A 23,689-nucleotide genomic window follows, 5' to 3' on the forward strand; every position below is an offset into this window, starting at 1 on the left:
GAAGCAGTGCCTGTAACGGGCCTAGAACCCCGTCAACACCGCCCTTAGGACCGCCCCCGGGCACCATTCACAGGCCATGATCTTTATCTAAGGGCCTGTTTTAGCATAAAAATATCGAATATACTATGCTCAAGAGTTAAAACTGCTACAGTTTTTGCTACGCTTTTTGCTACAGTATTGGCTGCGACGGTTCGTAAGTGCGATCCGTATGTTGGGGGTACTGCGGAAACGTTGGCTTGCGAATAGAGGCCTTAGGAATCGACCGTGGAGCACTCCGCTATCACCTCAAGGGTAAGGCTGGGGGAGGTGGCAAAGGCCTCAGTCAATCCTGATCAAATCATTGAGTGCATACTTCGTCATACGCCTAATGGAGCTCCTGCGACTGCGTTACGGCAAAGACGTTTTCCTCGAGGTCGTTGTCTGCCTGCGCCGCTCGAACCGTTTTGGGAGTGGGGTAACAACGCAGACTTTGGACCTGTCTCGGTTTGATGCGCTTTGAACCGGTTCAGTTGGTTCACAATCATGTGCTGGTTTGAGAACCGAGGACGAGCAAGCCGACGCCGTCGCATCAAGATGGACGTATTGCATTACCAAAAGGCGGCAGTAGGTCAGCTTCTGGACCTCACTTAACCCGGCGCGCAAAGCTTCGTTACCCTCCAAAACCGAGTCGCATCTCTGGGATTGGCCGGTCTGCCGAGTCGCTGGCTTGTGGAGACCAGCCTCTATCCCAATGAGAACGACTACATGTCCGCGCCCGACCCGGAAGCTGAGAGCATGGAGAGCTGGGAACGGGAGGTGGAGCCAGACGATGCGGTTGCTCTCAATTGAAGGTACTTTACTTCAACAACAGCCTGAAGCCTCAGGGTCCGCATTTCGTTTTGGTCGGTCGATTCCTGCGAAGGACTCCGTGCCCAGCGCAGTTATCAAGTTAACTCATCGATTTTATCCAGCGCGTAAAACGTCCACGCTGACAGAGGGCGACCGCGACGGCCGGGATCAACCCTCAGCACGTTAAGGCCGCCCCTCGAGCATCTCCACCAGGATTTCTGCCTAAGGGGCCGCCGTGCGATGTCCTGTTACCCCTCGAATTTTTCGGTCACGGCAGATCGACCCATTTGCTGTTCGGGGCAGATGCCCTCAGCAACAACAAAGAAAGATTATCATGACCCCGAAGTATCCCCGCGTCCAAGTTCAGCTAACTGGAGAAGATGGCTCGGCACCAGCGATCGTTGGGCGCTGTCGGCGTGCCGCGCAATGCGCTGGCATCTCAGTGTCGGAACGTGACGCATTTATGCGCGAGGCATTTTCTGGAGATTATGACAACGTGATCGCGACGGCCATGGCGTGGTTCGATTGCCACTGATGGTTTCGCCTGTGCTGGCGGCCAGTTTGATTACTGACCGCCAAAATTCCTGCAAGGATGTACTCTTACGGTCGTCACGGCGTTATGCAGACGCAGCAGGCACACGCGTAATAAAGGTAATTGATGTCACTGAGCTTACAGTCTCAAGCAATGTGCGCGTTCGCCGACCGATTATGCCGGAGCCGTTCGTTTAGGAGGTGTGGTTAGCTCGCCACTGAATATGGGCGACCAGTGCGGCGGGCGAGATGGCGCGTCTCATCGGCGGGATCGCCTTGGCATTCACCCTGTCGCTCTGCTTGAGATCCTGACCGAACACTGGATATGGGCGACCATTGTCGCAATCGGTGTCATCATCGGCATTGTTGTGGGATTCGTTCGCTGATCTGACGCGGCAGGCAATAAATGGCAAAACACTCGTGGATACCTGAGCGTACAAGGCGGCCCTAACCTGCCATTTGCCGAAGTTCCTTACGCCGCTGTGCAGCGTCTCAAAAACAGACTTTGCTGCTGCTTGCGGCGAGACCCGGGTCAGTGCCCATACTTACCGATGCGCGTGAGACAAACACCAAGTCAAGTTGGCCCCTTACGAGGCCAGCTTTCACTAATTTTGCCCTGCAGCGCCTTATGGCGCAGCCAAAGCACCGGCTGGCTGCTGCTGTGTGATGCAGCCGATACCGCCGCCATCGAGCGCGATGAAGGTGCTGTCCACGCCCACGATTCTGCGGCCAGGGAAAAGCCCTTCCAATTCGGCACGCGCCTGACCATCATCTGCCCCTCCCAGCATCGGGGTGATCAGCGCATTATTGACCGCGTAGGCATTCACATAGGGCACCGGCATGGGCTCCCCATGGGCCGGATCGGTGTAGGGCAAGCGCGGCATCTCGATCACTTCGAGCTTGCGCCCCCTCGCGTCTGTCGCCGCTTTGATCCGGCGCAGGTTTTCCTGGCACAGGTCATAGTTCGGGTTTGACGGATCGGTTACCGTCTGGGCCAGCACGACACCGGGCGCGAGATATTCCACCACGTTGTCGGCATGGCCATCGGTACCGGCGTCTTCTACCAGCCCCAGCCCCAGCCAGATGACCTTTTCAATGCCGAGGTAGCTGCGCAGCAACCCTTCGAGTTCTTCCCGTGACACACCGTTATACCGGTTGGCGTTGCGCATCACTTGTTCGGTTGTGATCAGCGTGCCTTCGCCATCGACGGTGATGCCGCCGCCTTCGCAGATGAACGGCGCATGATAGAGCCGGATGCCGAGATGCTCCGCAAGATGCTCCGCAACGCGCATGTCTTTGTCGCAGGCGAATTTGCCGCCCCAGCCATTGAACTGGAACTGCACCAGCGCCACCTCTCCATCGCCGTTCTTGACGAAGATCCAGCCGCTGTCGCGCAGCCAGGCATCGTTGATCGGGATTTCCAGGATCTCAATATTGCCGCAGCCCGCAAGCTCGGCCCGCGCGGCGGCCGCATCACCGGGGTCGGCGATCACTGTCACCGGTTCAAATTCCGCCACCGCACGGACGACACCGGCATATTCCGCCCGGGACCGCGCCAGGTCGCTTCGGTAGTTCAGCTCGGTCGGCCAGCCGATGTAGGTGCGGGCGTGGGGTGCAAACCGGGCAGGCATACGGAAACCGTCAGCGTAGGGTGTTTTTACCATGGATCTCTCATGTGGTGGCAGGGTTGCGGTGGCGCTGGCGCCGCCATTGGGTGATCTGCGGCCGGATCAGAAACCGGCCTTGATCCGCTCGAATTCCTTCAGCATTTTCGCAGCCATCTCGTTGGGCACGCGGAAACCGAACAGGCTTTCAGCCATGAAGCCTTCGGGATCGGAATAGCCGTAAGCTCTCACAGCCTCCTGATCGGCGATCCTATAGGAACCAGCGTTGGCGTGTGCATAGCCCCAAGCCTCGATCAGGTATTTACCGCTCTCGGCATCCGACAGCGCGTTGAGGAAGTCATACACCTCCTCATCACTGCCTTCGCCATCCTTGAGATGCACATAGCCGCAGGCCCAGCTGGCAACGCCCACCTCAGGGTCGCGCACCAGTTTCACCGGAACACCGTCGAACATCAGCGCCAGCTCGGTGGCGTTCCAAGCCCAGGCGGCGTGGATCTCGCCGGACTTGATGGCGGCGTCCAGCTGCCCCTGATCGCTCCAGTAGAAGCGCACGTTCTTGTGCACCGCGCGCAGAAAATCCGATGCCTCCTGGAACTTCTCATCGGTCATCTCGCTCCAGTCGTTGACGCCAACGGCCAGCGCCGCAAAGCCGTAGGCGTCCTCAACCACATCGGGCAGAGACACCTTGCCCGCCAGTGCCGGGTCGGCCAGTTTCTGCAGGTCAATATCGCCTTCAACCAGGTCGGTGCGGTAGACAAGGCCGGTATTGCCCCAGTCAAACGGCAGCATCCAGACCTGCCCGTCCGAGGAGACCTCCGGCAGCTTGGTCAGCGTCGGCAGCAGCTCGTCCCAGGCCTCCAGCCGGGCGGTGTCGATCGGCTGGATCAGGTCGGCAGCGCGCATCTTGCCGATCAGCCCGCTGCAGGGGTGCGCCAGATCGGCCTTGAAGCCCGAGCGCAGCTTGTTGAAGCCCTCATGGTCATCCGCGAAGAAGGAGAACGCGGGCGCGCTGCCGTGTTTCTCGACGTAGGCGTTGAAAAAGCCGGGATCATCGTAGCCGGACCAGTCGAAAACGGTGAGCTCGCTTGCATTGGCGCCAAAGGCTGCCATTACGCCAAAGGCCAGTCCGGCCGAAAGAGACGTAAGCTTCATTGGTAGTCCTCCTCTCAGGTTATTCGATTATTTCGGGGGCAGGGCCACGGCGGCGCCGCCGCGGAAGCCCGACCACACGGAATCGCCAATTTCAAATTGATCGGCCCGGTCGAAATTGGTGACCGAAGCGACCAGGGGGTCAGCCCGGCCCTCCAACTCCAGGTAATAGTGGATCGTTTCGCCATAGAAGGCCCGGTCGATTACCCGTGCCGGAACCGCCACATCGGCCCCTTCAGGACGGTTGCTGCCGACATGAACGCGCTCCGGCCGCAAGCCGATCGTGACTGCGGCTCCAACGCCATCCGAAACGCCATGCGCGTCCACCGAAAGCTGTCCGAACCGGGGCAGTTCGACCTCGAGCTTTTCACCGCCATTGGCCTTGATGCTGGCATCGAAGAAGTTCATCCCGCCGATGAAATCCGCGACCTGTTTGGTGTTGGGCTTCTGATAGAGCTCGTGCGGTGTGGCAACCTGTGCGAGCTTGCCCTCGAACATCACGCCGCAGCGGTCCGAGATCGTCATCGCCTCATGCTGGTCATGGGTTACCATCAGGAAGGTGATCCCAACCGAGCGCTGTAATGCCCGCAGCTCCATCTGCATCTGTTCGCGCAGCTTCTTGTCGAGCGCCGACATCGGCTCGTCCAGCAGCAGGACCTTGGGTTCCAGTACCAAGGCCCGGGCCAGGGCCACCCGCTGGCGCTGGCCGCCGGACAGCTCATGCGCGGCGCGCCGGCCCAGCCCCTCCAGGCCGACCTTGGCCAGCATGTCTTCCGCCCTGGCCCGCTTTTCTGATCGACTCAGACCGGAGCGCGCCAGGCCGAAGATGATGTTCTCCTCGACGTTCAAATGCGGAAAGATGGCGTAGCTCTGAAACACCATATTCGTTGGCCGGTGGTTGGCATCAATCCCGGCCATAGGCAGACCGCCGATGGAGATGGTGCCTTCCGACGGTTCCTCGAAGCCTGCGATCATTCTGAGCAGCGTGGACTTGCCGCAGCCCGAGGGGCCGAGAAGAGAGAAGAACTCCCCCTCCTTCAGCTGCAGGTTCACGTTCCTTACAGCCTGGAAGCTTCCGAAGGACTTGCTGACATTGGCGATATTGACGGCGATCTTATGGTCCATGCCGGTAGGTCCTACTCAGGTTGCTGTGTGAAACGTTCGCTGCGGCGGCGGAAGCGTTCGGCCACCAGCAGGAACAGAATGGAAATAAGGATAAGGAGCGAGCCGAGCGCGATCACGTTCGGCAGCTTCGCCGGGAAGCGCACCTGGCTCCAGATATAGACCGGCAGCGTCGGGCTGTTGCCGGACAGGAAGAAGGCCAAGATGAACTCATCGAAGGAGACCGTAAAGCTGATCAGCAGGCTGGAAATGATCCCCGGCGAGACAACCGGCAGCGTCACCCGCCGCAGTGCGCCCCAGGAGGTTTCGCCGAGGTCAACTGCGGCCTCTTCCAGAGCATCATCGAACTGGCCGAAGGCTGATGTCATGATCGACACGCAGAACGGAATGGTCAGCAGCGAATGGGCCAGGATCACGGTGAACAGCGTGGTGCCGATCCCGATGCCGAGGAACACGATCAGCAGCGAAATGGCGATGATGATTTCGGGCATCACGAGCGGTGCCATGACGATGGTCTGGCTGGTCCGGCGCAGCGGGTAGCGGTGCTTGGTGATCGCGCGTGAGATCAGCGTGCCCAGGCTGGTGGCCACCACCGCCGAAACAACGGCCACGATCAGACTGTTTTTCAAAGCGTCAAACAGGGCCGTCTGTTCAGCCAGGCTCGCGTACCATTTTGTCGTGAAGCCTGTCAGCGGGAAACCGAGTACTTTGGAGTCATTGAAGGAAAACAGCGGCAGCAGCAGGATCGGCAGGTACAGGAACCCGATATAGAGCACCGCATAGGCGGGCAGCAGCCTGCCAATCCGCGACAGAACGGCAACAACCCGGTTCATTTCAGGCTCCTTTCAATCAGTTTCAGGCCAAGCACCAGCAGGCAGGCAGCACCTGTCACGCAGACCACGGCCGACAGCGCCAGCGCCGCCCCCAGTGGCCAGTTGTTGGCCTTGCCGAACTGGACCTGGATCATGTTGGCGACCATTGCGCCGTCCGACCCGCCAACCAGCGCCGGGGTGACGTAATCGCCAACGGTGGGAATGAAGATGATCATGCTGGCACCGATGATGCCGGGGATCGACAGCGGCAGGGTCACCCGCAGGAAGCTGCGCACCGGCCCCTCCCCCAGATCCTTTGCCGCCTCCAAATAGCTGCGGTCGATCTTTTCCAGTGACACAAAGATTGGCAGGATCGCAAAGGGAGCCCAGGCGTGTGCCAGAGTCACCACCACGGCTTCGGAGTTGTAAAGCAGAGTGTCGATGGGGCTGTCGATGACACCGAGCCACAGCAGCGCGGAATTGACCACCCCGTTCTGTGCAAGGATGAGCTTCCAAGAGAACACCCGCAGCAGGTAGCTTGTCCAGAAGGGGATGGTCACCAGGAACAGCCACATCGCCTTGTTTTTCTTGACATTGAACGCGATGTGGTAGGCCACAGGGTAAGCCAGCAGAACGGTCAGCAGCGTCACCATCGCGGCGATCCGGACCGAGCGGAAGATCAGCGTGCGGTACAATGGGTCTGTAAAGACTTCCCGGTAGTTGGCCCAGGTGAAGTCGCGCGTCACATCCACGAATTCCTGGGTCCAGAAGGAGTAAGCAATCGTCATCCCCACAGGCGCCGCAATCAGCAACAGAACATAGAGCGTCGTCGGCGTGGCCAGCAGCAGACCCAGTCTGGCATTCTTGTCCAAAGTCACCTTGCTTCTCCCTCCGGCCGTCAGCCCGTGCGTCCATCAAAGGTGCTGATCGCGCCATAGAGGTCCGGCCGGCGGTCCCGGAAGACCCCCCAGTAGCGGCGCGTTTCGGCCACCGCATCCAGGTCGAACTCCGCGGTCAGAACCACACCGTCCTCGCGCTCGGCATCGGCTACTTTCTGGCCAAATTGGTCGGCGATGAAGGAGCCGCCGAAGAAGGCCATGCGCAGTTTATCGTCCTCCGTGGCGACTTCCTCGCCCACCCTATTGCTGGCAACGACCGGCACCAGGTTGGCACCGGCATGGCCGCGCATCACGGTCTGCCAATGGGGAATGCAATCGGCATCCGGGCGGGTCGGTTCGGAGCCGATGGCGGTGGGATAAAGCAGCATTTCCGCACCCTGCAACACCATGCAGCGGGCGGCTTCAGGGAACCACTGGTCCCAGCAGATCGCCGCGCCCACGCGCCCGAAGGCTGTATCCCAGACCTTGAAGCCGGTATCGCCGGGGCTGAAGAACTGTTTCTCCTGGTAAGCGACGTCATTGGGGATATGCGACTTACGGTAAATCCCCATGACCGTTCCGTCGGCGTCAATCATTGCCAACGAATTGAAGTAGGTCTGCCCGGCACGTTCAAAGAAGGATACCGGCAGGACCACCCCCAACTCCCTGGCTACGGAGGAAAAATGCCGGATTGCCGTGTTTTCTTCCACAGTGCTGGCCAGCGCGAAATGTTTGTGCGCCTGTTCGATGCAGAAATAGGGCGTCTCAAACAGTTCCTGGATCAGGATCACATTGGCACCGCGGCCGGCTGCGTCGCGCACGAGCTCCTCAGCCTTGGCAATATTGTTTTCCTTGTCCCAGGAACAGCTCATCTGGGTGGCAGCGAGGGTTACATTACGCATGGACGGGGGCTCCGGCTTTGGGTTGCTGCTGGGTGATGCAATGGATGTTGCCGCCGCCATCGGCAATCGCGTTGGTCAGAACGCCGACGACAATGCGGTCCGGGAACAGGCTGGACAGGACGTCCAGCGCCTCCTGGTCGTGCTCGGGGAAACCGTATTGCGGGACGATCACGCCGCCGTTCACCAGATAGAAGTTGATGTACGACAGAAAGCGGCGGCTGCCGTCCGGTTTGCGGTCTACAGGCGGCGAGGTCACCTGGAAAATCGTCAGCGGCTGGCCTGCCGCATCAGTCTCCGCTTCCAGAATGGCGCGGTTGTCCAGCAGGTTCTGATAGTCGGAATCCTCCGGATCGGCGCTGACCTGGCAGAGGACGCCGCCGGGCACAAAAGCCGCAACGACATCGACGTGGCCATTGGTCGAGTCATTCTCCAGCGTGCGGTTCAGCCAAATGACCTTGGACAGGCCCAGTTGCCTGCACAACTCTGCTTCGAATTCTTCCGGGCTTGGCCCGCCATTGCGGGTGCGGTGTTCATAGCATTGCCGCGTGACCACACACGTCCCTTTGCCGTCAATATTGAGCGCACCGCCCTCATAGATCATGGCAGATGGGTTCCGCTTTGCCCCCGCCAGCTCAATGACGCGGGAGGCAACCTTGGCATCTTTCTCGTGGGGCCAATCACCGCCCCAGCCGTCAAAGGTCCAGTCCACACCAGCAAGCGAGCCATCGTCGCCCAGCACGAAGGTCGGCCCGTTGTCGCGCAGCCAACTGTCGTCCAGCGGGCAAGAGACCAGCTCAATATTGGCTTGGCCTTCAAGCGCTTCGAGCCCATCGCCGTTTTCCGGGTCATAGAGCATGGCCACAGGTTCGAACTGCGCTATGGCCTTGGCGACATCAGCATATTCGCGCCTCACTTGCGGCAGGCTGTCGCCAAAGGTTCCTTCGGCACAAGGCCAGGCCATCCAGGTGCGCTCATGCGGGACCCACTCGGGAGGCATGCGGTACTGTGTCATGCGAGGTTCACCCCCTGTTTGATGAGATCGTCGGTTGTTTTGCGGATGCCGTCCTCCAGGATGTCGAACATCTGGTCGATCTGGCCATCCGTGATCACCAGCGGCGGCGAGAATACGCACATGTTGATGATCGGGCGCAGGATGAGGCCGTTTTCCTGGCAATGCGCATCGATCATCGCGCCCACGGTCTTGTCGAGTGCGAGCACATCGTCGGCCGACGCATCAGCCACGCACTCGACACAGCCGACCAGCCCCTTGCCGCGCGCATCGCCGACAAGGGGGAGGTCCGCGAGGGCTCCGAGCCGTGCTTCGAAATGGGGAGTGACATTTTGCACGTGCTCAAGGATGCCCTCGCGTTCGATGATCTCGATATTCTTGAGCGCAGCGGCTGCGCTGACCGGATGGCCCGAGTAAGTGAAGCCGTTCGAAAAGGTCGCGTCCTGGGACTTGTCACCGGAAACGTCGGCAATCAGCCGGTCCGAGATGATGCAGGCCCCCATCGGCACATAGCCTGAGGTCATGCCCTTGGCGCAGGTGATGATGTCAGGAACGATATCGAACACCGCTTCCGAAGCGAACCAGTGGCCCATGCGGCCAAAACCGGTGACAACTTCGTCGGAGATGTAAAGCACGTCATGCCGACGGCACACCTCGAGGCAGCGCTTGTGGTAGCCCGCCGGCGGGACAATCACCCCACCCGAACAAAGGATTGGCTCTGCAATGAATGCCGCCACCTTTTCGGCGCCGATCTGCAGAATGGCGTTCTCCAGATCCGCCACCTTTTCATCCAGAAAGGCCTCGATGCTCTGGCCTTCGGCGCGGACATAAGGGTTCACGTTGGGCAAGAAATGAGCCAGATGCTCCGCCTGATCCAGCCAGCCCTTGTCGCGCTCCTTGCCGCTCAACGAGGCCGCCAGATAGGTCGAGCCGTGATAAGCCTTCTGGCGCGAGATGACGATTTTCTTTTCCGGCCGTCCCAGAATGTTGTTACGGAACTGGATGAACCGCAGCGCGCTGTCCACGGCGGTCGAACCACCGGTCGTGAAGAACACGTGGTTCAGGTCCCCCGGCGTACGTTTGGCTATTTCGTGGGCCAGGCGTGCGGAGGTCGAGTTCGCGTTGTTGAATGGCGAGAAATAAGCCAGCTCGCGCGCCTGCTCCGCCATTGCATCGACGATCTCAGTGTTTCCGTAACCGATCTGCACGCACCACATGCCTGCCGGTCCATCGATCAGGCGCTCGCCCGTTTCCGTCGTGACATAGATGCCTTCACCGCCTTCGGTGAAGGTCCTGTCATTCTGGCCGATATAGGCCATCCCCTCCCACGGATGAACAAAATGCCCGTTGTCCCAATCGCGGACGGTTTCGAAATCGGTATTCAGCAGCGTCATGACCTTACCTGTGTTGTAACATTTATCACAATCTGAACATACATACATTCAAAGTCAACAAAAGCTTTTGCCTTTAGGCTTTGGCTGTGGGAAGTCATTGGAAACTCAAGGTCATTCACTCAATGCAGAGAGGTCCAGAGGAGACGTGAGCGATACCGGCCAGCATGAGGAAGGGCTGAATGCCAGGGAATTCAGCAAGTCGAAGAATCGGCGCCACCTGTTGGATTCCGCCGCGGAAGCCATTTTCAAACACGGCTTCCGGGGCGCAACCATTGCCGCAATCCAGGAGATTTCAGGCCTGTCGCGGGGCATGATCAACCTGCACTTCAAGACCAAGGAAAACCTTCTGCTGGCTGTCGCCGAAGACTTGTCGAACAGTTACTCCGAACGCTGGAACAAGGTGGCCCTGGACCCGGACTTGCCCGCTGCTGAAAAACTGAGGAGGATCATCCAGCTGGATCTTTCCCCGGACTTTCTGAACCGGCGTGACGTCGCTGTTTGGTTCGCCTTCCGCTCCGAGGTTTACTCGAACCCGGAATACCGCAAGTCTATCGATTCCAGGGATGCGAGCCTGCGGGATGTAATGATTGAGCTCTGCCAAACTCTTATTGACGAGGGGAATTACCTTGATGCCGACGCAGAACTCGCAACTGACGGCCTGATAGCGCTCCTTGAGGGAACGTGGACTGACTTCCACCTGCATGCAGAAGAATTCGACCGCAGCAAGGCAGAGCGCACCTGCCTTTACATTGCAAAGAGCTTATTCCCAGATCATTTTTGATCTCATTCAAGTATGACTGCCACGATCAGTTTCCGGTTGCCGAAGTGCTGAAGGAAAACTCAAACGAATTGGCTGACACGGTCCGATTGGAGACTCTCCCATTCAGTACGCCAGTTCAGCCATTTCGAAGTCAGTAAACCTCTTTTGTTGCACAAATGGCCAATCGCCAGGTTCCATTCATCTTTTCAGTTGATCAGATCGGGGAGTTTTAGCCGGTCGGTCAGGTATGGCAACCGGGATTGGGCCATTGGAACCGCGCCTTTTCCCATGCGTGCCTTCAACAATTCTTCGCCCGTCCCTGCTCTGGCCAAGTCCTGCCCATTGGGCGCGACGACACAGCTGCCCCCGAAATAGTCCATGCCATTTTCATGCCCGCAGGAATTTGCGTAGCAAACGAACACCCCGTTTTCGAACGCGCGCGCAGGGATGACGGTGTTTGCCACCACACCCCATTGCGCGCCCAAAGCGGTGGGAACCAGAACCAGCTCTGCCCCGGCTTGGGCAACCGCCCGGAAGGTTTCAGGGAACTCGGCGTCATAGCAGATCAGTGTGGCAGCTTTGAACCCTTCCAGCTCGAACAGCGTGTAGGTTTCGCCAGGGCTGAAATGGTCCCCTTCAAAGCCAGGAGGCAGCAGCAGTTTGCGGTGGATTGCCAGCAGGTTTCCATCCTTGCCGATGCACGAGGCTGAGTTAAACAGGTCACCGCCAGATTGCTCCGCAAATCCGTAGTGGATCGCCACCTGGTGCGCCCGGGCGAGTTCCGCAATCACCTGCGCCGACGGCCCGTCCACCGGTTCCGCCCAGTCCGAAACCCGGCTGCCGATGTTATATCCGGTCAGAAACAGCTCAGGCAGCACCAGCAGATCGGTGTTCAGCCCTTGCAGCCGGGACAGACAGTTGCCTAACCAAGCCAGCCGCGCCTGCGGACCGTCGAGGTCCGCAGGGCTTTGGGCAACTGCGATATTCAGGTTGCCTGTCATGGCTCAGCCCTTGCTCAGCAGGATTTCGCGGGGGTAGCTGGTGATATATTCGATGCCGGTTTCAGTCACCACAACCGAGTCGCCGATCCGGCCCGCGGTCACGCCGTCCACCGAAATGCCGCCATCGACCGCAAAGGTCATGCCCGGCTGCAGAACAGTCTTGTCGCCTTCCTTCAGCTCCGGTGCCTCCAGATAGGCGACACCGATGGAACGGCCGGTGCGGTAGCCGGTCTCGTAACCGCGCGCGCGGTAGACCTCATTGGCCGCGGCGGCGACATCCTCGGCCAAAACGCCCGGGCGCATGGCAGCAATCGCGGCTTGCTGCGCTTCAATGGCAGCCTCCTGCACATCACGTGCCTGGTCGGTCACATCGCCGATGTGGAACATCCGGTCGAAGCCCAGCTTGTACTGCTTGAACTGCGCCATGTTGCAGAAACAGAAATAAACCGGGTCGAATTTCTCGTAGGGTTTGACGCTGGCACGGCGATGCACCATCGAGGCATCGGTGCCGCTCTGCAGGATCTGCAGGTTGTGGATCATCGGCGAGACGAAGCGGTCCCAGCCCTTGTCCGTCAAGAAGGAGGCCGCCTTGCGCGAGCCTGCTTCGATCACCGCCAGCGCGGATTCGTACTCCCGCGCGCCTTCCCGCAGGCTGTCATGCGCCGCTGCCATCATTGCGCCGGCGATCTGCCCGGCTTCTTTCATGACGCCGATTTCAAACGGTGTCTTGATAGTGCGCATGGCGCCAAGCACCGGCGAGATATCCTTGAGCGGCACGCCGGGATAGGTGTCATCAAGGTGGTTGCGCACGATTGCAGGAATGGTGCTTCGTTCGATCCAGATCTCCTTGGGACTTTCGCCCAAGGCATTGGCCAGGGCGCGGCCCCAGCTGCGCGGGCCAATGTCTTCCCAGGTCTGCACATCCTCGACCCAGGTCATTTCCGCCACCATCTCGGATTCCATCAGCGGGGTGATGACAACCGGCGCGTCCTGCGCATCGACCACCAGCATCGAGGGACGGCCGAATTCGATCCCGAGATAGCCCCAGAAGCCCGCCAGGTAGGCGATCGAGCTTTCATCGGTGAACACCGCTTTGCCGATACCTGCCTGGCGCATGCGGTCCTGCAGGATGAGGGTGCGTTTCTTGGCTTCTTCCAGCATGTGCTGACTTCCTTCTGTTAGGTGGATTGAATGGCGGACAGCGGGCAAATCAGCCCAGCAGCCCGGGCAGGAAAAGGGCTACCGGCGGCACGAAGGTCACGATCAGGACCATCGGCAAATGCCCCAGCAGCAGGAACTTCATCGTCGGGCCGACATAGACCGACAGCGGTTGGCGGGTCACACCGCCAGCCATGTAGAGCAGCGGCGCGCAGGGCGGAGAGATGTTGCCCAGGCCAAGGTTGGTGCCGACGATGGCAGCAAAGTGGATCGGGTCCAGGCCGATTTTCTGAGTGACGGGCAGCAGGATGATGGCTGCCAGCACGCCGCCGGACACGTCGTCGATAATCATGCCCATGATCAGCAGTAGCAGGTTGATCAGCAGCAGGATGACAATCTTGTTGTCGGAAATCGTCAGCAGCAGATCGGCAAACTGGGTCGGCACCTTGGCCAGAACCATGCCGCGGCTCATCACGAACAGGAAGAACAGCACCATCAGGATCGCGCCAGTCAGCCGCGCGGCTTCAACCGTGGAGTTGAACAGCGACTGCATCGGCAGCGAGCGGTAGATCGCAATGCCCACGATCAGCGTGTAGACCAGCGCAACCGCACCCGCCTCGGTCGGGGTGGCGATACCGCTGTAGATCCCGCCCAGCACAATCACCGGCATGATGATTGCCAAGCTGGCCTTCTTGCCGGTGCCTGCGGCCTCGGCCAGGGTTTCGCGCAAGGGCAGCTTGGGAGCGGTTGTGATGGTCTGGTTGTTGCGCAGGAAGAAGAAGTTCAGCCCGCAATAAATCAGTGCCAGCAGCACGCCCGGCCCCATCGTGGCGAGGAAGCACTTGGCGACGGACTCCCTGATTGCAATGGCGAAAACGATCATCGGGATCGAAGGCGGGATCATCAGCGCCAGCACCGAGGACACAGCAACAAGCGCGGTGGCATGGCCTGGCGGGTAGCCCTCCTTGATCATCCGCGGCACCATGATCTTGCCAATGGCGGCGATGGCGGCCGAAGCACTGCCCGAAATTGCTCCGAACAGGGCGCAGGTCAGCACGGTCACCGCGCCCAAGCCCCCCTTGGTGCGGCCGACAAAGGAATTGACGAAGTTCAACAGCCGCTCGGAGATGCCGGAGGCGCCCATCAGCGTGCCCGACAGGATGAACAGCGGGATTGCCAGCAGCGAGAAAGCGCTGACCTGAGAATAGCCGTAGCCGGCATGGAAGGAGATATTGGTGCCGGACATCAGCCCGTAGCCAAGCGCCCCGGCGCCGAAGGCGAACCCGACCGGAACCTCGATCAGCAACAGGAAGATGATGGCCAGGAAGGCAATGAGGAAGAAGGTCATGAGGTCAGTCTCCGCCCTGTCCGGTCACAAGCGCGCGCGCTTCGAGAAAAAATTGCAGAACCAGGTAGAGGATCATCAGCGCAAAGCCGGAGACCATGCTGAAATCCCAGATGTATTTGGGCAGCCGCATGTAGGTGCTCTTGCGGTTCAGCGAGAGGTTGTAGGCAGCGAAATCCCAGGCGAACCAGGCAAAGACCAGAACCGTCACCAGACAAGCCAGGGTGCCGAACAGGCGCACCGCCAGCAGGGTCTTGCGGCTCTGCGTCAGCAGGGTCAGCACGCCGCCCTCGATGTGGTCGCGCTCGCGGGTGCAATAGGCCATGCCGATAAAGTAGATCCAAAGGGCCAGCATCGGCGCCAGTTCCTCGATCCCCAGAAAGGGCGAGGAGATCACGTACCGCATGAACACCTGCGCTGCCATCAGCAGCCCCAGCGAGATCATCGCACCGAACAGCATCACCCGCATCAGCAGGGCAACCCTGTCTTCAGCCGCATAGAAAACGCCGAGCCCGCGGTAAACCGGTGCCGCAGCATCGCTGCCTGCCGGCATGATCGGCTCAGGTGTCAGGACGTTGTCCAGGCTGTCCGTGTGCAAAAGTTCTTTGGTCATGCGCCGTCCTCCTCAGCCGGTGCAGTGCCCGGGGCAGCCCCCCGGGCACGGGAAAGCGGGGATCAGTTGGTGCCCGCGGCAGCCTTGATCTGGCCCATCACGTCGGCGCCGATGATCTGCTCCATGTAGGGGTATTCCACTGCGGTCACCTGCTGGCGGTAGGACTCCAGCTGCTCAGGTGTCAGCTCGACAACCTCGATGCCGGCCTCCTTCATCTGGGCAAACCACTTGGGGCTTTCGGCCTCAGCGTTTTCCCAGGCCCAGTTCACCGCCTCATCCGCGGCGGTGCGAATCCAGCCCTGCTGCTCTTCACTCAGGCTGTCGAACCAGCGCTTGTTGGCTGTCCAGAAAGTGTGCTCGAAGTTCTCGCGGGTGAAGACATAGGCGCTGACCACATCCTTGAACAGCAGCACCTCGGACGGCGGTGAATAGGCGCGGCCATCGATGGCTCCGGTCTGCAGGGCTGTATGCACCTCGCTGAAGGCCATAGGGACCGGGGCAAAGCCGGTTGCCTTGTAACGCTCGATCGCCATCGGCATGCCCGGCACCCGCATCTTGAAGCCTTGTGCCTCTTCCGGGAAACTGGTGGGCACATCGACGCCCTTGCGCACCACAAAGCCGGTGAAATCGGTCGGGATCGTGCCCAGCAGCACCATGCCCAGATCGTTCATGATGCCGTCATAAACCCCGTTCATCACCGAACCTGGGCCATAAACCTCGCGCCCGGTTTCCCAGTCTCTGGCGACATAGCCCAGCACCGACACATCCCAGCGCGGGTCCAGTTCGGAATGGTTCCAAGACATGGTCATTTGCACCGCGCCCTGCGACACCTGCTCGACGATCGAGGTCCAATCCCCCAGGTCGCCGCCTGGATGGTAGTCAACGTTCAGCGTGCCGCCGGACAGTTCCTCCAGCCGTGCCGAGAAACGCTCGGATACCTGATGGAAGATGTGCTGGGTGTCCATCACATGACCCAGAATGATGTCTTCAGCCCGCGCCGCAGGCAGCGTGGCAGCCAGAACGCCAGCCGCCGCGGCACCCGCTTTGATCAATGTTGCGATCCCCACGAAGGTTTCCTCCCTGTTCGTGTTTCAGTCGCGGCTCGAATCGAAACTCCAGCCTTGCAATTTGCTAAGCTGTGTACAGCTATTGCGTCAATACTTGATTTCTTCCAAAATTACGCCTTAAAATTGACATGCTGCATGCACCACCCTCAAGTCACGGAGAGAAAATGTTTGATAAAGGCCGCCACCACCGGGCCAAGATCGGCTTTGTCCTGCTGGCCACGGAACAGACGATTGAGGACGACATGTTCCTCCTGCGCCCCGACGGGGTTGGAGTGCATTTCGCCCGCGCCTGGATCGGGGACAGCATCACGGTCGACAGCCTCAGCCGTCATGCCGGGGATCTGGCCCGCGCTGCCTCAACGCTGCTGCCGGATGGCAGCCTCGATGTGATCTGCTACGGCTGCACTTCCGGCAGTCTGGTTATCGGAGAAGACCGGGTTGCTGCGGAACTGAACAAGGGCGCGCCAAACGCCAAGGCGACCAGCCTGATCACCGCCGTCCTTGAGGCGCTGCGCGCTGTCGGCGCCAAACGGGTTGCGGTTGCCACGCCCTACCTGGACGAGATCAACGATCAGGAAGTCCAATACCTGGAAAAGGAAGGATTTCGGGTGACGCAGATCCAAGGGCTGCAGTTGGAGAAGGACAGTGAAATGATCCGCGTCAGCCCCAAGTATCTGGCCGAGTTTGCCAAAGAGGCAGACACGCCAGACAGCGATGCTCTGTTCATCAGCTGCGGTGCGTTGCGGTCATTAGAGATCGCCGGCCAACTGGAGCAAGAACTGGGCAAGCCGGTGATCTGCTCCAACCAAGCGATGATGTGGCACGTTCTGCGTCTGGCCGGCATCCAGGACCGCATTTCCGGATACGGGCAGCTATTACGGGATCACTGAAATTATGTCCTTCTGCGCCGCAGGCTGCCTTGATATGACTCCGGCAACCGCAGCCGCGCCGTAAGGGGAGTTTTCTTGGCATCTGGTGAGACATCTATGACCCCTCCCGGATGGGGCGGCCGCAAACCGGGTGTTGAGGATATTCAGCACCTGATCCTGAAACGGATTTGCTTTCTGGACTACACGCCCGGCGACCGGCTGAAAGAGGCGGAACTGGCTGACGAATTCGGCGTCAGCCGCACGCCTGTCCGCGACGCCATCAGCCGGATCAACCACTTGGGGCTGGTGGAAACCATCAACGGTGTCGGTAATGTGGTCATGGAACTGCCGCCGGAGAAGATCACACACGTCTATGACATGCGCCTGCATCTGGCGGGGTTGATCGGGGCAACAGCACCTGCGCAAGTCGAGGGGAGCCATCTCGAACGTGCCCGCGGTTTGCTGGCCCAGGCGCATCAACTCGGCGGGCAAGTCGATTCACGGCAATATGTCATCGTGAATGATCAGCTGAACACGCTGATCAGCGATCTGATCGGAAACTCAGTCCTTCGCTCGTTCTGGACGCAGGCCTATTATCAGGCCGCCAGCACGTGGCACAGGGTCGTGGACGGTGCCGGACCGGAAGTTGCCGATGCCCTGATTGCTGAACTTGTGGATCTTGAAACGGCTTTGGCTGAGCGGGACATTCAAGCTGTCGGCTACGTGCAGCGGATTCACATCGGGTACGGGTATGCCCGCATCAAGAAGTACCTGTTCAAAGAAACCGCTAAGCAGACCTAACGGGTTCGCCCAATGACAGACAGGCGGCCAGCCCTTCCGGGAAACGCCAATTTGCCCCGAAACACCGGCTTGTTTTGCCCAAACGGTCAGTTCAATTCTAAAGTAAACATGCGTCGAGTTCTTGCTGCGTTGAAGGTCGGGTATTGCGAGACGTAGCTATCAGTTTTGCTGTTGCGGCGAACTTCCGGTTTCCGCCCGTCCTTCATCATGGCTTCGCAATTGCTGTGGAAACTGAGCAGTAGCAGCGAATGGCAGAAAGGTCCGCATAGCTGACCAGCACGATTTGCGGACACCTCCTATTGGGGGAACCGTCCGTCCAGGCGACGTCGGTCACGCTGATCGGGTGAGGCTTTCTTAATCACTGCCGACAGGAGAAATCGGCGGCGTAGATGTGCAATGCAGACTATTTTGACATCTTTTGGTAGAGCCAGCCGATCGCCTGGCTCCGCCATTTTTTGAGCACCGAGGACTTGGTGCAACTGTTCCTGGGCCGCCGCAATATCGCGCACGGTGCGATCTGGGCGACCTCGCCGCCTTGCGCCTATGGCCGTTCGAACAGGGCGTTGGCCATGCTGTAGGCTTCGGCCGCATCGAGGGCGGCCTCGACGGAGGTAGCGAGATCGACGAGAGCGTCGAGCAGAGTGACGAACGCGGAAGCACTTTGGGAGCGGACCGGGACGAGATAGCCGCAATCCGGATCGTGCTCGTGGCCGCGCCATGCGTAGGAGGTCTCGCTCTCAGCCTGCTCGTCGAGAAGCGAAATGAATGCCTCCAGGTCCCGCAAAAACTCCTCGGTGATGATTACACGCTCGCCGATCCGCCGGCTGATTCCACCAGCGAAAGTGCGATGGCGTGGCTCCAGCAAGGGTATGATCTTGCCGTCGAGGCACTTGCGGACCACGCGGGAGTGGCCGAGCGCTTCCGCAATGAAGTCGCTGATTTTGTCCATCATGCCACCTCCTTGACCAGAGTCGCGCTATGCGCCCGTATCGCCTTAAGGCCTCGTTCGAGGCCCTCGGCGCAGAGGCGCGCATCGTCCGCACGAGGATCGTCGGGATGCACGGCCAAGAAGAACTCCGCTTCCGGCGTGTCGAGTTCGTCGGTGTATTCGAGGTTGAGAAGGCGGAGCAGGTCCACCAAGTCGGCCTCCAGCTCTTCCGGTTCAACACCGCAAACGACGGCGTCGATGACCGACATTGCCCGATCTTCCCAAGGGGCGCCCCCGAGGAGTTGAGCTGCGGAAACAAGCCTGTCCGCATCGGTGCGAAGCCAGTCGGTAAACTTCTGCCGGAGTTCTGCGGCCTGAAGCGCGGCACGCATGTTGGGGTAGTGGTTCATGGTTGGTCTCCTTCGAGAACCCGGGGGTCAATCCCCGGTCAAGGGCAGACCGCGCTTCCGGTCTGCGTTCGCTCGTCATGTCTCCCTTTCTCATGTCAGTTGGGGTGGCTGTCTTGATCGCGCCCTCAGCAAAGGGGCGGCGATCAAGACAGTTACGGCTTCACCTGCTTGCATAATTTGCTGGACGGACGCATTCCGCAGCAGCGAAGGACCAATTGCGCGCCGCTTTTTTTGCTCCGCTTCCCAAACAGGTGTCGGCATGGGCGAGTGATATTGTAGTACATCCGCAGAGCGGCTCATTATCGTCCTGTCCGAAGGAGTTTTTTGGGATGGGCCGCAATTGTTTTCCGAGCTTGCTGCCAGACCACTTGGCCAGCTGCCCCTTCGCAATCGGTGCGATAAGCACTGCCGGCTTGACGCGTATCGTGTCCGAGGTGAGCTGCGATCACATCCGCAGCATGAGCCGGATCGTGACGACGCATGTAGTCGGCGGCGAGCGTTCGAAGATCGTGCGACGGCACGCCGATTGCGGCTTTGGTAAGCTCAGTTGGCAGGTTGCGATATGGCTCCTCCTTACCAAGCGACAGCCAGTTTTGCCCGACGAGTTCTTGGTAGCGGATGTGAACCAGTCGGTCCGGACGCCCATCCAACGCCCATTCATCGAGAAGATCGCAGATCTCGGGCCAGAGTGCGCCAGTCTCGGTAACGGCTGCCGTCTTCTCTTGCCGCCAGTTCGCGCGCCAGGTGCCGTCGATCTCTCGGACGATCTGCTCGCCGAAGCGCCACGTGACGAGATCGCCTTTGCGCGGTGGCTTGTTGAGAATGACGGCGCAGACGACCACTTGCTGCATGTAGCGGCGACGGACGGCGCTATGCGCGGGAAGCTCTTGGGCGCATGCCCTTAGGTCTCCGATCCTGTCGGCGACATGCGCGTAACCTCCCCGTTCCATCAACCTGGACAACCGCTCTTGCTTGTTTTTCTCCTCCAGTTCAGCCTGGGCGCGAAGGTCGCAAACGATCACCCGCATGGCGGTCAGGCTGTCCTCCGCAATGCCGCCCATTGCCCCCAAGGCGATCAACCCGTCGATGTAGTTGGCGGCCGTCACAGGTTTCACACGCCGATTTTTGTCGGGGTGAAATAGAAACGCCTCAGATAACTCGCATGCGGCGATGAAGCCGTGAGCTTCTGCGGCAAGGCCCTCTGCGACGATGGCGGCGCACCGGTCGATGCTCGCGATGTAACGCTTGCGGCTACTGGATTTTATCGATGCCGCTTCGAGTGCCGGCAGCATTTCACACCAGGATGCAGGCCAGTTTGCTCCGACAGGCTGCGCCACCGCTTTCCCTGCCTGTGCAGCCGCTTTGGGGCGAAGAGCATACCACTCGTCGCTGACGCCTCTGGCCGACGCTGTGCTCACGTGAGGCGCGTATGACGCGAGTGCGCGCAGCAGACACCGGAACGTGGACTCTGAGGCGGCGGCAGCTCTGTAGGCGCTCGCGGGCGGCATGGCGCAATTGCCTTGGCCTGCGCGGACGGCCGTCCAGAAGCGCCCCATGACGTGAGCCGCGCCGGGCGCGAGATTGTCTGCGTCCTCCATCATCGCGTTTCGCACTGCGGCCGGAGCATCCTTCAAGACTTTTGCGAGTTCAGTCCGCATTTCAGGCCCTCCTTTTCATGCGAGCGAAGATGTCGGGGTGCTGCGCGAGCAAGGCTTCGCGGACGGCCACCGCAGCAGCTTCACCGCTGTCCTTGCCGTAATGGCGTCGCGCGACCTGTTCGGTATTTGCCAGAACTGAGGCTACGTTTGCGAAATCACCCGGTTTCACAGCGAGCATCAGGGTCGCGAGTGCGTGGCGGCATTGGTGCGGCGTCAGCCCGAGTCCCAGCTGTCGATCCCCGAGGTCCCACAGCTCCATGATCGAGGCGACGGACATGCATCCCTTCGGCAGGTTCAATGCCCCCTTGCGCAAGCGCGGCGCCGCGCTGCCGGGAAAGAGATACGGGGACGACTCGATGCCCCGAATCTTCATGAGCTCTGGACGATGAATCTGGTCCCAGTCCCAGAGAATATGCGCATCCTCGCCGTGCACGTTCACGATCACGGTCTGACCATTTTTGACCTCTCCGCCCGAGAAACGGATCTCGGCATGCTCCTTGTCCACGATCCAGGTCAGGTTCCGTGGGCATCCGGGCGTTGCCGTGCGGCGGGTCATGAACAGGTTGGCTGGGCGGAGCGCCCGGCTGACTTGCACGGCATATGCTGCGGCACAGGCGGAGAGTCGTAAAGCGCGCTCTCGCGCAGTGTCGCTTGATGCAGCCTCGAGTTCCTTGGTCGAGATGACGGAGAGTCGCGAGGGCGCGTGCACGAACGCAGCCGCAAGCTGCGGCGATTTACGCAATCGGTCGCAGATCGCCTCGGCATCCGCAGTCATCTCGTCGGGCGCGAGCACGTATTCCGCAAAAAACATGCGGACGAGACCAATCAGGGCAAGAACCTCGGGATCGCGCAGTCCGTGCCGAGCGATCGTTGTCAGATTGGTGAAACGTGACCAAAGCGTCGAGCTTTCGTCTGCATCCTTGAGCGTCAGGGCCGCTGTGCTGCGGGCGATCTGCGCCTCGCAGGCTGCTTCCAGCGCATCGGTTGTAAAGAGATCACGCAACGTCGTGAGACCGGCATAGCCACTCTCAGACGAGTAGCTTTCCCGGAGCAGCCAGGTTGTCGCTTGCCGGTAGCCGGCCAACGCGGTGTCGATGTTCTTCGGGGGGCGTTTCTTCTTGCCCGCGCGCGCGGCAACTTCAGCGTCGATTTCGACGGCAGATCGTCCAAGGTCTAACTGCTCCTTGGCCCACTTTTTGAGATCGGTGGCTTGGCGCAACGTCTGGCGAAATACCTCCTCGGCGTTCGCGCGGAAGGGAGCAGGCAGCGACTGCCATTCAACGCGTCGGGCTCGGTCCGACGACTCTGGCACAACGAAGTCTTGGAGCGGCAACAGATCGGCAAGTTCAGGCCACAAATTGTGGCCGCGGCGAAGCTCGGCAGTTCGCTGCGCGAATTTCCGCAACGACTTGCGGCTATCCGGGGTCGCATCGAGCCAGAGCCGATTGAATTCTTCTTGGTCGAGGTCCGACAAGGCAAGGCGAGCCCGCGCGCGGACCAAAAGAAACGGTTTGTGCGCGCGCGTGGTGAAGAGTGCGCCGCGGTCGACGAACCCCTCGTTCTTGATGATGAACTTGATAGCCTGATCGTAGCTCGCGCGAACGGCCGCGTTGGTGGATTGGTGTCCGCGCGCCACGAGGAAACGTCCGAGGGCACTACGAACGCGGGAGTTGCCGCGCTTGCGGGCTTTATCAAGGTCCTTTGACCGCGAAACCGCGCCGTAGGCGGACGGCGCGATCACCTTTTCAAAGTAGGCGAGATCAGCTGGGATGAGATCCAACTCCTCTTTGGTCAGATCGAGCCGCGCGGCAACCTTCTCGATCTCGTAAACGGTATCGCGGTGTTCGCTTGTTTCCTTTGCCCAATTCAGAAAGTCCGTGAACGTCGGGTCTGTTACGGTAGTCAGTTTCCGGTCGTGTTTCATTCTCTCGATCTCCGATGTCGGGGCTTCGCGGGCCGCCTTCAAACGAAAAGGCGGCTCGAGCGGCCCAGACCATGAACCTCAATTGGTCCTCTCAGGAGATCGCGCCCGGCGGGAGGTTTCGCACATTCTGTCGGTTTTTTTCTGCGTTTCGCAGTATCGCCCCCAAACATAACGCCGATTTATGTTCGGGGACGGTTGTGCGACAGGCGAAGCCATCCAGCCCCTGTCGCGAGAATGCCTATCGCTCCTGTGCGATACGCAACCAGATTCACGTCCACCACTCCCCCGGGAGGTCTATACCCTGAAGCTTGAGCCAGTCGGTGACGTCATGCGGATTGCAGCGCACAGCGCCGAACACGTTGCGCGTGGGCATCCCGTTCTCAATCCAGCGCTCGACGGTGCGCACGCTCACGCTGAGGGCTGCGGCTATGTCTTTCTTGCTCAGCAAGTCATCCTGGTAACGCGTGATACGCGCGCGTTTCGGCATTGGCCCTTCCTCGCAGGCCCAAACGTCAGGCCAGGCCAGGCGGAAGTTCTGCCCGATCCGAACCGCATCGATTGCACCGGTCTTGATCTTGCGCCGGACCGTGTCCGGTTTTAGCCCGAAATGTCTGGCAACTCTTTCCACGGAAATCATTTTTTCCTCCTAATAATGTTCCTGAGAAGGAATTAGTCCCCGCGCATGTAATCCAGAAATCGGGGGTGAAACGAGCAAAGGTGCCGCGGCTCAATTAGAGGTATCAATTGGCGTGCGACACATTTGCCGTGATGCCTTCACTCATGCTGTCGCTATGCAAGGCGTTTTTTCACGACAAGGCAGGGGACTATTTCCTCCGAAACGGAGGATTATGCATGAAGCATGAAGCGCAGTTCGAAGGGTCCCCTTGTCCGTCGTCAGAGATTTT

Annotated in this window: 21 protein-coding genes; 3 read left to right on the forward strand and 18 right to left on the reverse strand. The window is 59.9% G+C overall.

The window, feature by feature from the left end; genetic code table 11:
- Positions 1-1,985 precede the first annotated feature (1,985 nt).
- The 8 genes from RA21_RS20545 to RA21_RS20580 all read right to left on the reverse strand — a co-directional run bounded on the left by RA21_RS20545 (position 1,986) and on the right by RA21_RS20580 (position 10,250).
- Positions 1,986-3,023, reverse strand: a complete 1,038-nt coding sequence (locus RA21_RS20545) for an agmatine deiminase family protein (RefSeq protein ID WP_039152257.1) — start codon at positions 3,021-3,023, stop codon at positions 1,986-1,988.
- Positions 3,024-3,089: 66 nt separating this feature from the next.
- Positions 3,090-4,136: an extracellular solute-binding protein gene (locus tag RA21_RS20550; RefSeq protein WP_039152258.1), complete on the reverse strand. Its 1,047-nt coding sequence runs from the start codon at positions 4,134-4,136 to the stop codon at positions 3,090-3,092.
- A 27-nt stretch (positions 4,137-4,163) separates the two neighbouring features.
- Positions 4,164-5,258 carry an ABC transporter ATP-binding protein gene (locus tag RA21_RS20555; RefSeq protein WP_039152259.1) on the reverse strand — a complete coding sequence of 365 codons (1,095 nt, stop codon included), beginning with the start codon at positions 5,256-5,258 and terminating at the stop codon, positions 4,164-4,166.
- An 11-nt stretch (positions 5,259-5,269) separates the two neighbouring features.
- Positions 5,270-6,088, reverse strand: coding sequence for an ABC transporter permease (locus RA21_RS20560; protein ID WP_052257734.1), 819 nt, complete (start codon positions 6,086-6,088; stop codon positions 5,270-5,272).
- On the reverse strand, positions 6,085-6,939 hold the full coding sequence (locus tag RA21_RS20565; protein WP_039152261.1) for an ABC transporter permease: 855 nt from the start codon (positions 6,937-6,939) through the stop codon (positions 6,085-6,087). Before RA21_RS20565 ends, RA21_RS20560 begins: the two co-directional genes overlap by 4 nt.
- A gap of 26 nt (positions 6,940-6,965) precedes the next feature.
- A complete protein-coding gene (gene aguB / locus RA21_RS20570) occupies positions 6,966-7,847 on the reverse strand; it encodes an N-carbamoylputrescine amidase (RefSeq protein ID WP_039152263.1) in 882 nt (293 codons plus the stop codon).
- Entirely contained in the window at positions 7,840-8,859 is a 1,020-nt protein-coding gene (locus RA21_RS20575) for an agmatine deiminase family protein (protein ID WP_039152265.1), read from the reverse strand. The genes aguB and RA21_RS20575 overlap by 8 nt, the downstream gene beginning before the upstream one ends.
- Positions 8,856-10,250, reverse strand: a complete 1,395-nt coding sequence (locus RA21_RS20580; protein WP_039152266.1) for an aminotransferase — start codon at positions 10,248-10,250, stop codon at positions 8,856-8,858. Before RA21_RS20580 ends, RA21_RS20575 begins: the two co-directional genes overlap by 4 nt.
- A 145-nt stretch (positions 10,251-10,395) precedes the next feature.
- On the opposite strand from RA21_RS20580, the gene RA21_RS20585 reads away from it, so the two are divergent.
- Entirely contained in the window at positions 10,396-11,031 is a 636-nt protein-coding gene (locus tag RA21_RS20585) for a TetR/AcrR family transcriptional regulator (RefSeq protein ID WP_019294437.1), read from the forward strand.
- Between the two features lie 185 nt (positions 11,032-11,216).
- On the opposite strand, the gene RA21_RS20590 is transcribed toward RA21_RS20585, so the two are convergent.
- From RA21_RS20590 to dctP, 5 genes are all read right to left on the reverse strand, one after another.
- Positions 11,217-12,011, reverse strand: coding sequence for a carbon-nitrogen hydrolase family protein (locus tag RA21_RS20590; protein WP_039152268.1), 795 nt, complete (start codon positions 12,009-12,011; stop codon positions 11,217-11,219).
- Positions 12,012-12,014: 3 nt separating this feature from the next.
- Entirely contained in the window at positions 12,015-13,172 is a 1,158-nt protein-coding gene (locus tag RA21_RS20595; protein ID WP_039152271.1) for a M24 family metallopeptidase, read from the reverse strand.
- Between the two features lie 49 nt (positions 13,173-13,221).
- Complete coding sequence (locus RA21_RS20600; protein WP_039152273.1) at positions 13,222-14,517, reverse strand: TRAP transporter large permease; 1,296 nt, start codon at positions 14,515-14,517, stop codon at positions 13,222-13,224.
- A 4-nt stretch (positions 14,518-14,521) separates the two neighbouring features.
- Positions 14,522-15,127 (reverse strand): TRAP transporter small permease, encoded by a 606-nt coding sequence (locus RA21_RS20605; RefSeq protein WP_027234977.1) that lies wholly within the window; start codon positions 15,125-15,127, stop codon positions 14,522-14,524.
- 62 nt (positions 15,128-15,189) lie between these two features.
- Positions 15,190-16,194: a TRAP transporter substrate-binding protein DctP gene (gene dctP / locus RA21_RS20610; RefSeq protein WP_039152276.1), complete on the reverse strand. Its 1,005-nt coding sequence runs from the start codon at positions 16,192-16,194 to the stop codon at positions 15,190-15,192.
- Positions 16,195-16,358: 164 nt separating this feature from the next.
- Between dctP and RA21_RS20615 the strand changes: the two genes are divergently transcribed.
- Both RA21_RS20615 and RA21_RS20620 read left to right on the forward strand, forming a co-directional pair.
- Positions 16,359-17,084: a maleate cis-trans isomerase family protein gene (locus RA21_RS20615; protein WP_039152277.1), complete on the forward strand. Its 726-nt coding sequence runs from the start codon at positions 16,359-16,361 to the stop codon at positions 17,082-17,084.
- 96 nt (positions 17,085-17,180) lie between these two features.
- The gene (locus tag RA21_RS20620; protein ID WP_241483537.1) at positions 17,181-17,864 is read left to right on the forward strand and encodes a GntR family transcriptional regulator; all 684 of its coding nucleotides are present in this window, start codon (positions 17,181-17,183) and stop codon (positions 17,862-17,864) included.
- Between the two features lie 541 nt (positions 17,865-18,405).
- Here RA21_RS20620 and RA21_RS20625 read toward each other — a convergent pair.
- The 5 genes from RA21_RS20625 to RA21_RS20645 all read right to left on the reverse strand — a co-directional run bounded on the left by RA21_RS20625 (position 18,406) and on the right by RA21_RS20645 (position 23,421).
- Entirely contained in the window at positions 18,406-18,816 is a 411-nt protein-coding gene (locus RA21_RS20625; protein ID WP_241483538.1) for a hypothetical protein, read from the reverse strand.
- Positions 18,813-19,202 (reverse strand): hypothetical protein, encoded by a 390-nt coding sequence (locus tag RA21_RS20630; protein ID WP_039152281.1) that lies wholly within the window; start codon positions 19,200-19,202, stop codon positions 18,813-18,815. The genes RA21_RS20625 and RA21_RS20630 overlap by 4 nt, the downstream gene beginning before the upstream one ends.
- A 299-nt stretch (positions 19,203-19,501) precedes the next feature.
- Positions 19,502-20,860 carry a hypothetical protein gene (locus RA21_RS20635; RefSeq protein ID WP_039152282.1) on the reverse strand — a complete coding sequence of 453 codons (1,359 nt, stop codon included), beginning with the start codon at positions 20,858-20,860 and terminating at the stop codon, positions 19,502-19,504.
- Between the two features lies 1 nt (position 20,861).
- On the reverse strand, positions 20,862-22,784 hold the full coding sequence (locus RA21_RS20640; protein WP_241483539.1) for a site-specific integrase: 1,923 nt from the start codon (positions 22,782-22,784) through the stop codon (positions 20,862-20,864).
- Between the two features lie 268 nt (positions 22,785-23,052).
- On the reverse strand, positions 23,053-23,421 hold the full coding sequence (locus RA21_RS20645) for a helix-turn-helix domain-containing protein (RefSeq protein ID WP_039152286.1): 369 nt from the start codon (positions 23,419-23,421) through the stop codon (positions 23,053-23,055).
- Positions 23,422-23,689 lie beyond the last annotated feature (268 nt).

This window comes from Leisingera sp. ANG-DT, assembly GCF_000813785.1.
Classification (GTDB): Bacteria; Pseudomonadota; Alphaproteobacteria; order Rhodobacterales; family Rhodobacteraceae; genus Leisingera.

What these genes read in the sequence shown, in the direction of transcription:
- RA21_RS20560 (WP_052257734.1), bottom strand. Translation starts at nt 6,088, where the DNA reads ATGAACCGGGTTGTTGCCGTTCTGTCGCGGATTGGCAGGCTGCTGCCC.
- RA21_RS20625 (WP_241483538.1), bottom strand. Translation starts at nt 18,816, where the DNA reads ATGATGGACAAAATCAGCGACTTCATTGCGGAAGCGCTCGGCCACTCC.
- RA21_RS20630 (WP_039152281.1), bottom strand. Translation starts at nt 19,202, where the DNA reads ATGAACCACTACCCCAACATGCGTGCCGCGCTTCAGGCCGCAGAACTC.
- RA21_RS20620 (WP_241483537.1), top strand. Translation starts at nt 17,181, where the DNA reads ATGACCCCTCCCGGATGGGGCGGCCGCAAACCGGGTGTTGAGGATATT.
- RA21_RS20640 (WP_241483539.1), bottom strand. Translation starts at nt 22,784, where the DNA reads ATGAAACACGACCGGAAACTGACTACCGTAACAGACCCGACGTTCACG.
- RA21_RS20555 (WP_039152259.1), bottom strand. Translation starts at nt 5,258, where the DNA reads ATGGACCATAAGATCGCCGTCAATATCGCCAATGTCAGCAAGTCCTTC.
- RA21_RS20575 (WP_039152265.1), bottom strand. Translation starts at nt 8,859, where the DNA reads ATGACACAGTACCGCATGCCTCCCGAGTGGGTCCCGCATGAGCGCACC.
- RA21_RS20545 (WP_039152257.1), bottom strand. Translation starts at nt 3,023, where the DNA reads ATGGTAAAAACACCCTACGCTGACGGTTTCCGTATGCCTGCCCGGTTT.
- RA21_RS20590 (WP_039152268.1), bottom strand. Translation starts at nt 12,011, where the DNA reads ATGACAGGCAACCTGAATATCGCAGTTGCCCAAAGCCCTGCGGACCTC.
- RA21_RS20615 (WP_039152277.1), top strand. Translation starts at nt 16,359, where the DNA reads ATGTTTGATAAAGGCCGCCACCACCGGGCCAAGATCGGCTTTGTCCTG.
- RA21_RS20605 (WP_027234977.1), bottom strand. Translation starts at nt 15,127, where the DNA reads ATGACCAAAGAACTTTTGCACACGGACAGCCTGGACAACGTCCTGACA.
- RA21_RS20550 (WP_039152258.1), bottom strand. Translation starts at nt 4,136, where the DNA reads ATGAAGCTTACGTCTCTTTCGGCCGGACTGGCCTTTGGCGTAATGGCA.
- RA21_RS20635 (WP_039152282.1), bottom strand. Translation starts at nt 20,860, where the DNA reads ATGCGGACTGAACTCGCAAAAGTCTTGAAGGATGCTCCGGCCGCAGTG.
- RA21_RS20580 (WP_039152266.1), bottom strand. Translation starts at nt 10,250, where the DNA reads ATGACGCTGCTGAATACCGATTTCGAAACCGTCCGCGATTGGGACAAC.
- RA21_RS20645 (WP_039152286.1), bottom strand. Translation starts at nt 23,421, where the DNA reads ATGATTTCCGTGGAAAGAGTTGCCAGACATTTCGGGCTAAAACCGGAC.
- aguB (WP_039152263.1), bottom strand. Translation starts at nt 7,847, where the DNA reads ATGCGTAATGTAACCCTCGCTGCCACCCAGATGAGCTGTTCCTGGGAC.
- RA21_RS20600 (WP_039152273.1), bottom strand. Translation starts at nt 14,517, where the DNA reads ATGACCTTCTTCCTCATTGCCTTCCTGGCCATCATCTTCCTGTTGCTG.
- RA21_RS20595 (WP_039152271.1), bottom strand. Translation starts at nt 13,172, where the DNA reads ATGCTGGAAGAAGCCAAGAAACGCACCCTCATCCTGCAGGACCGCATG.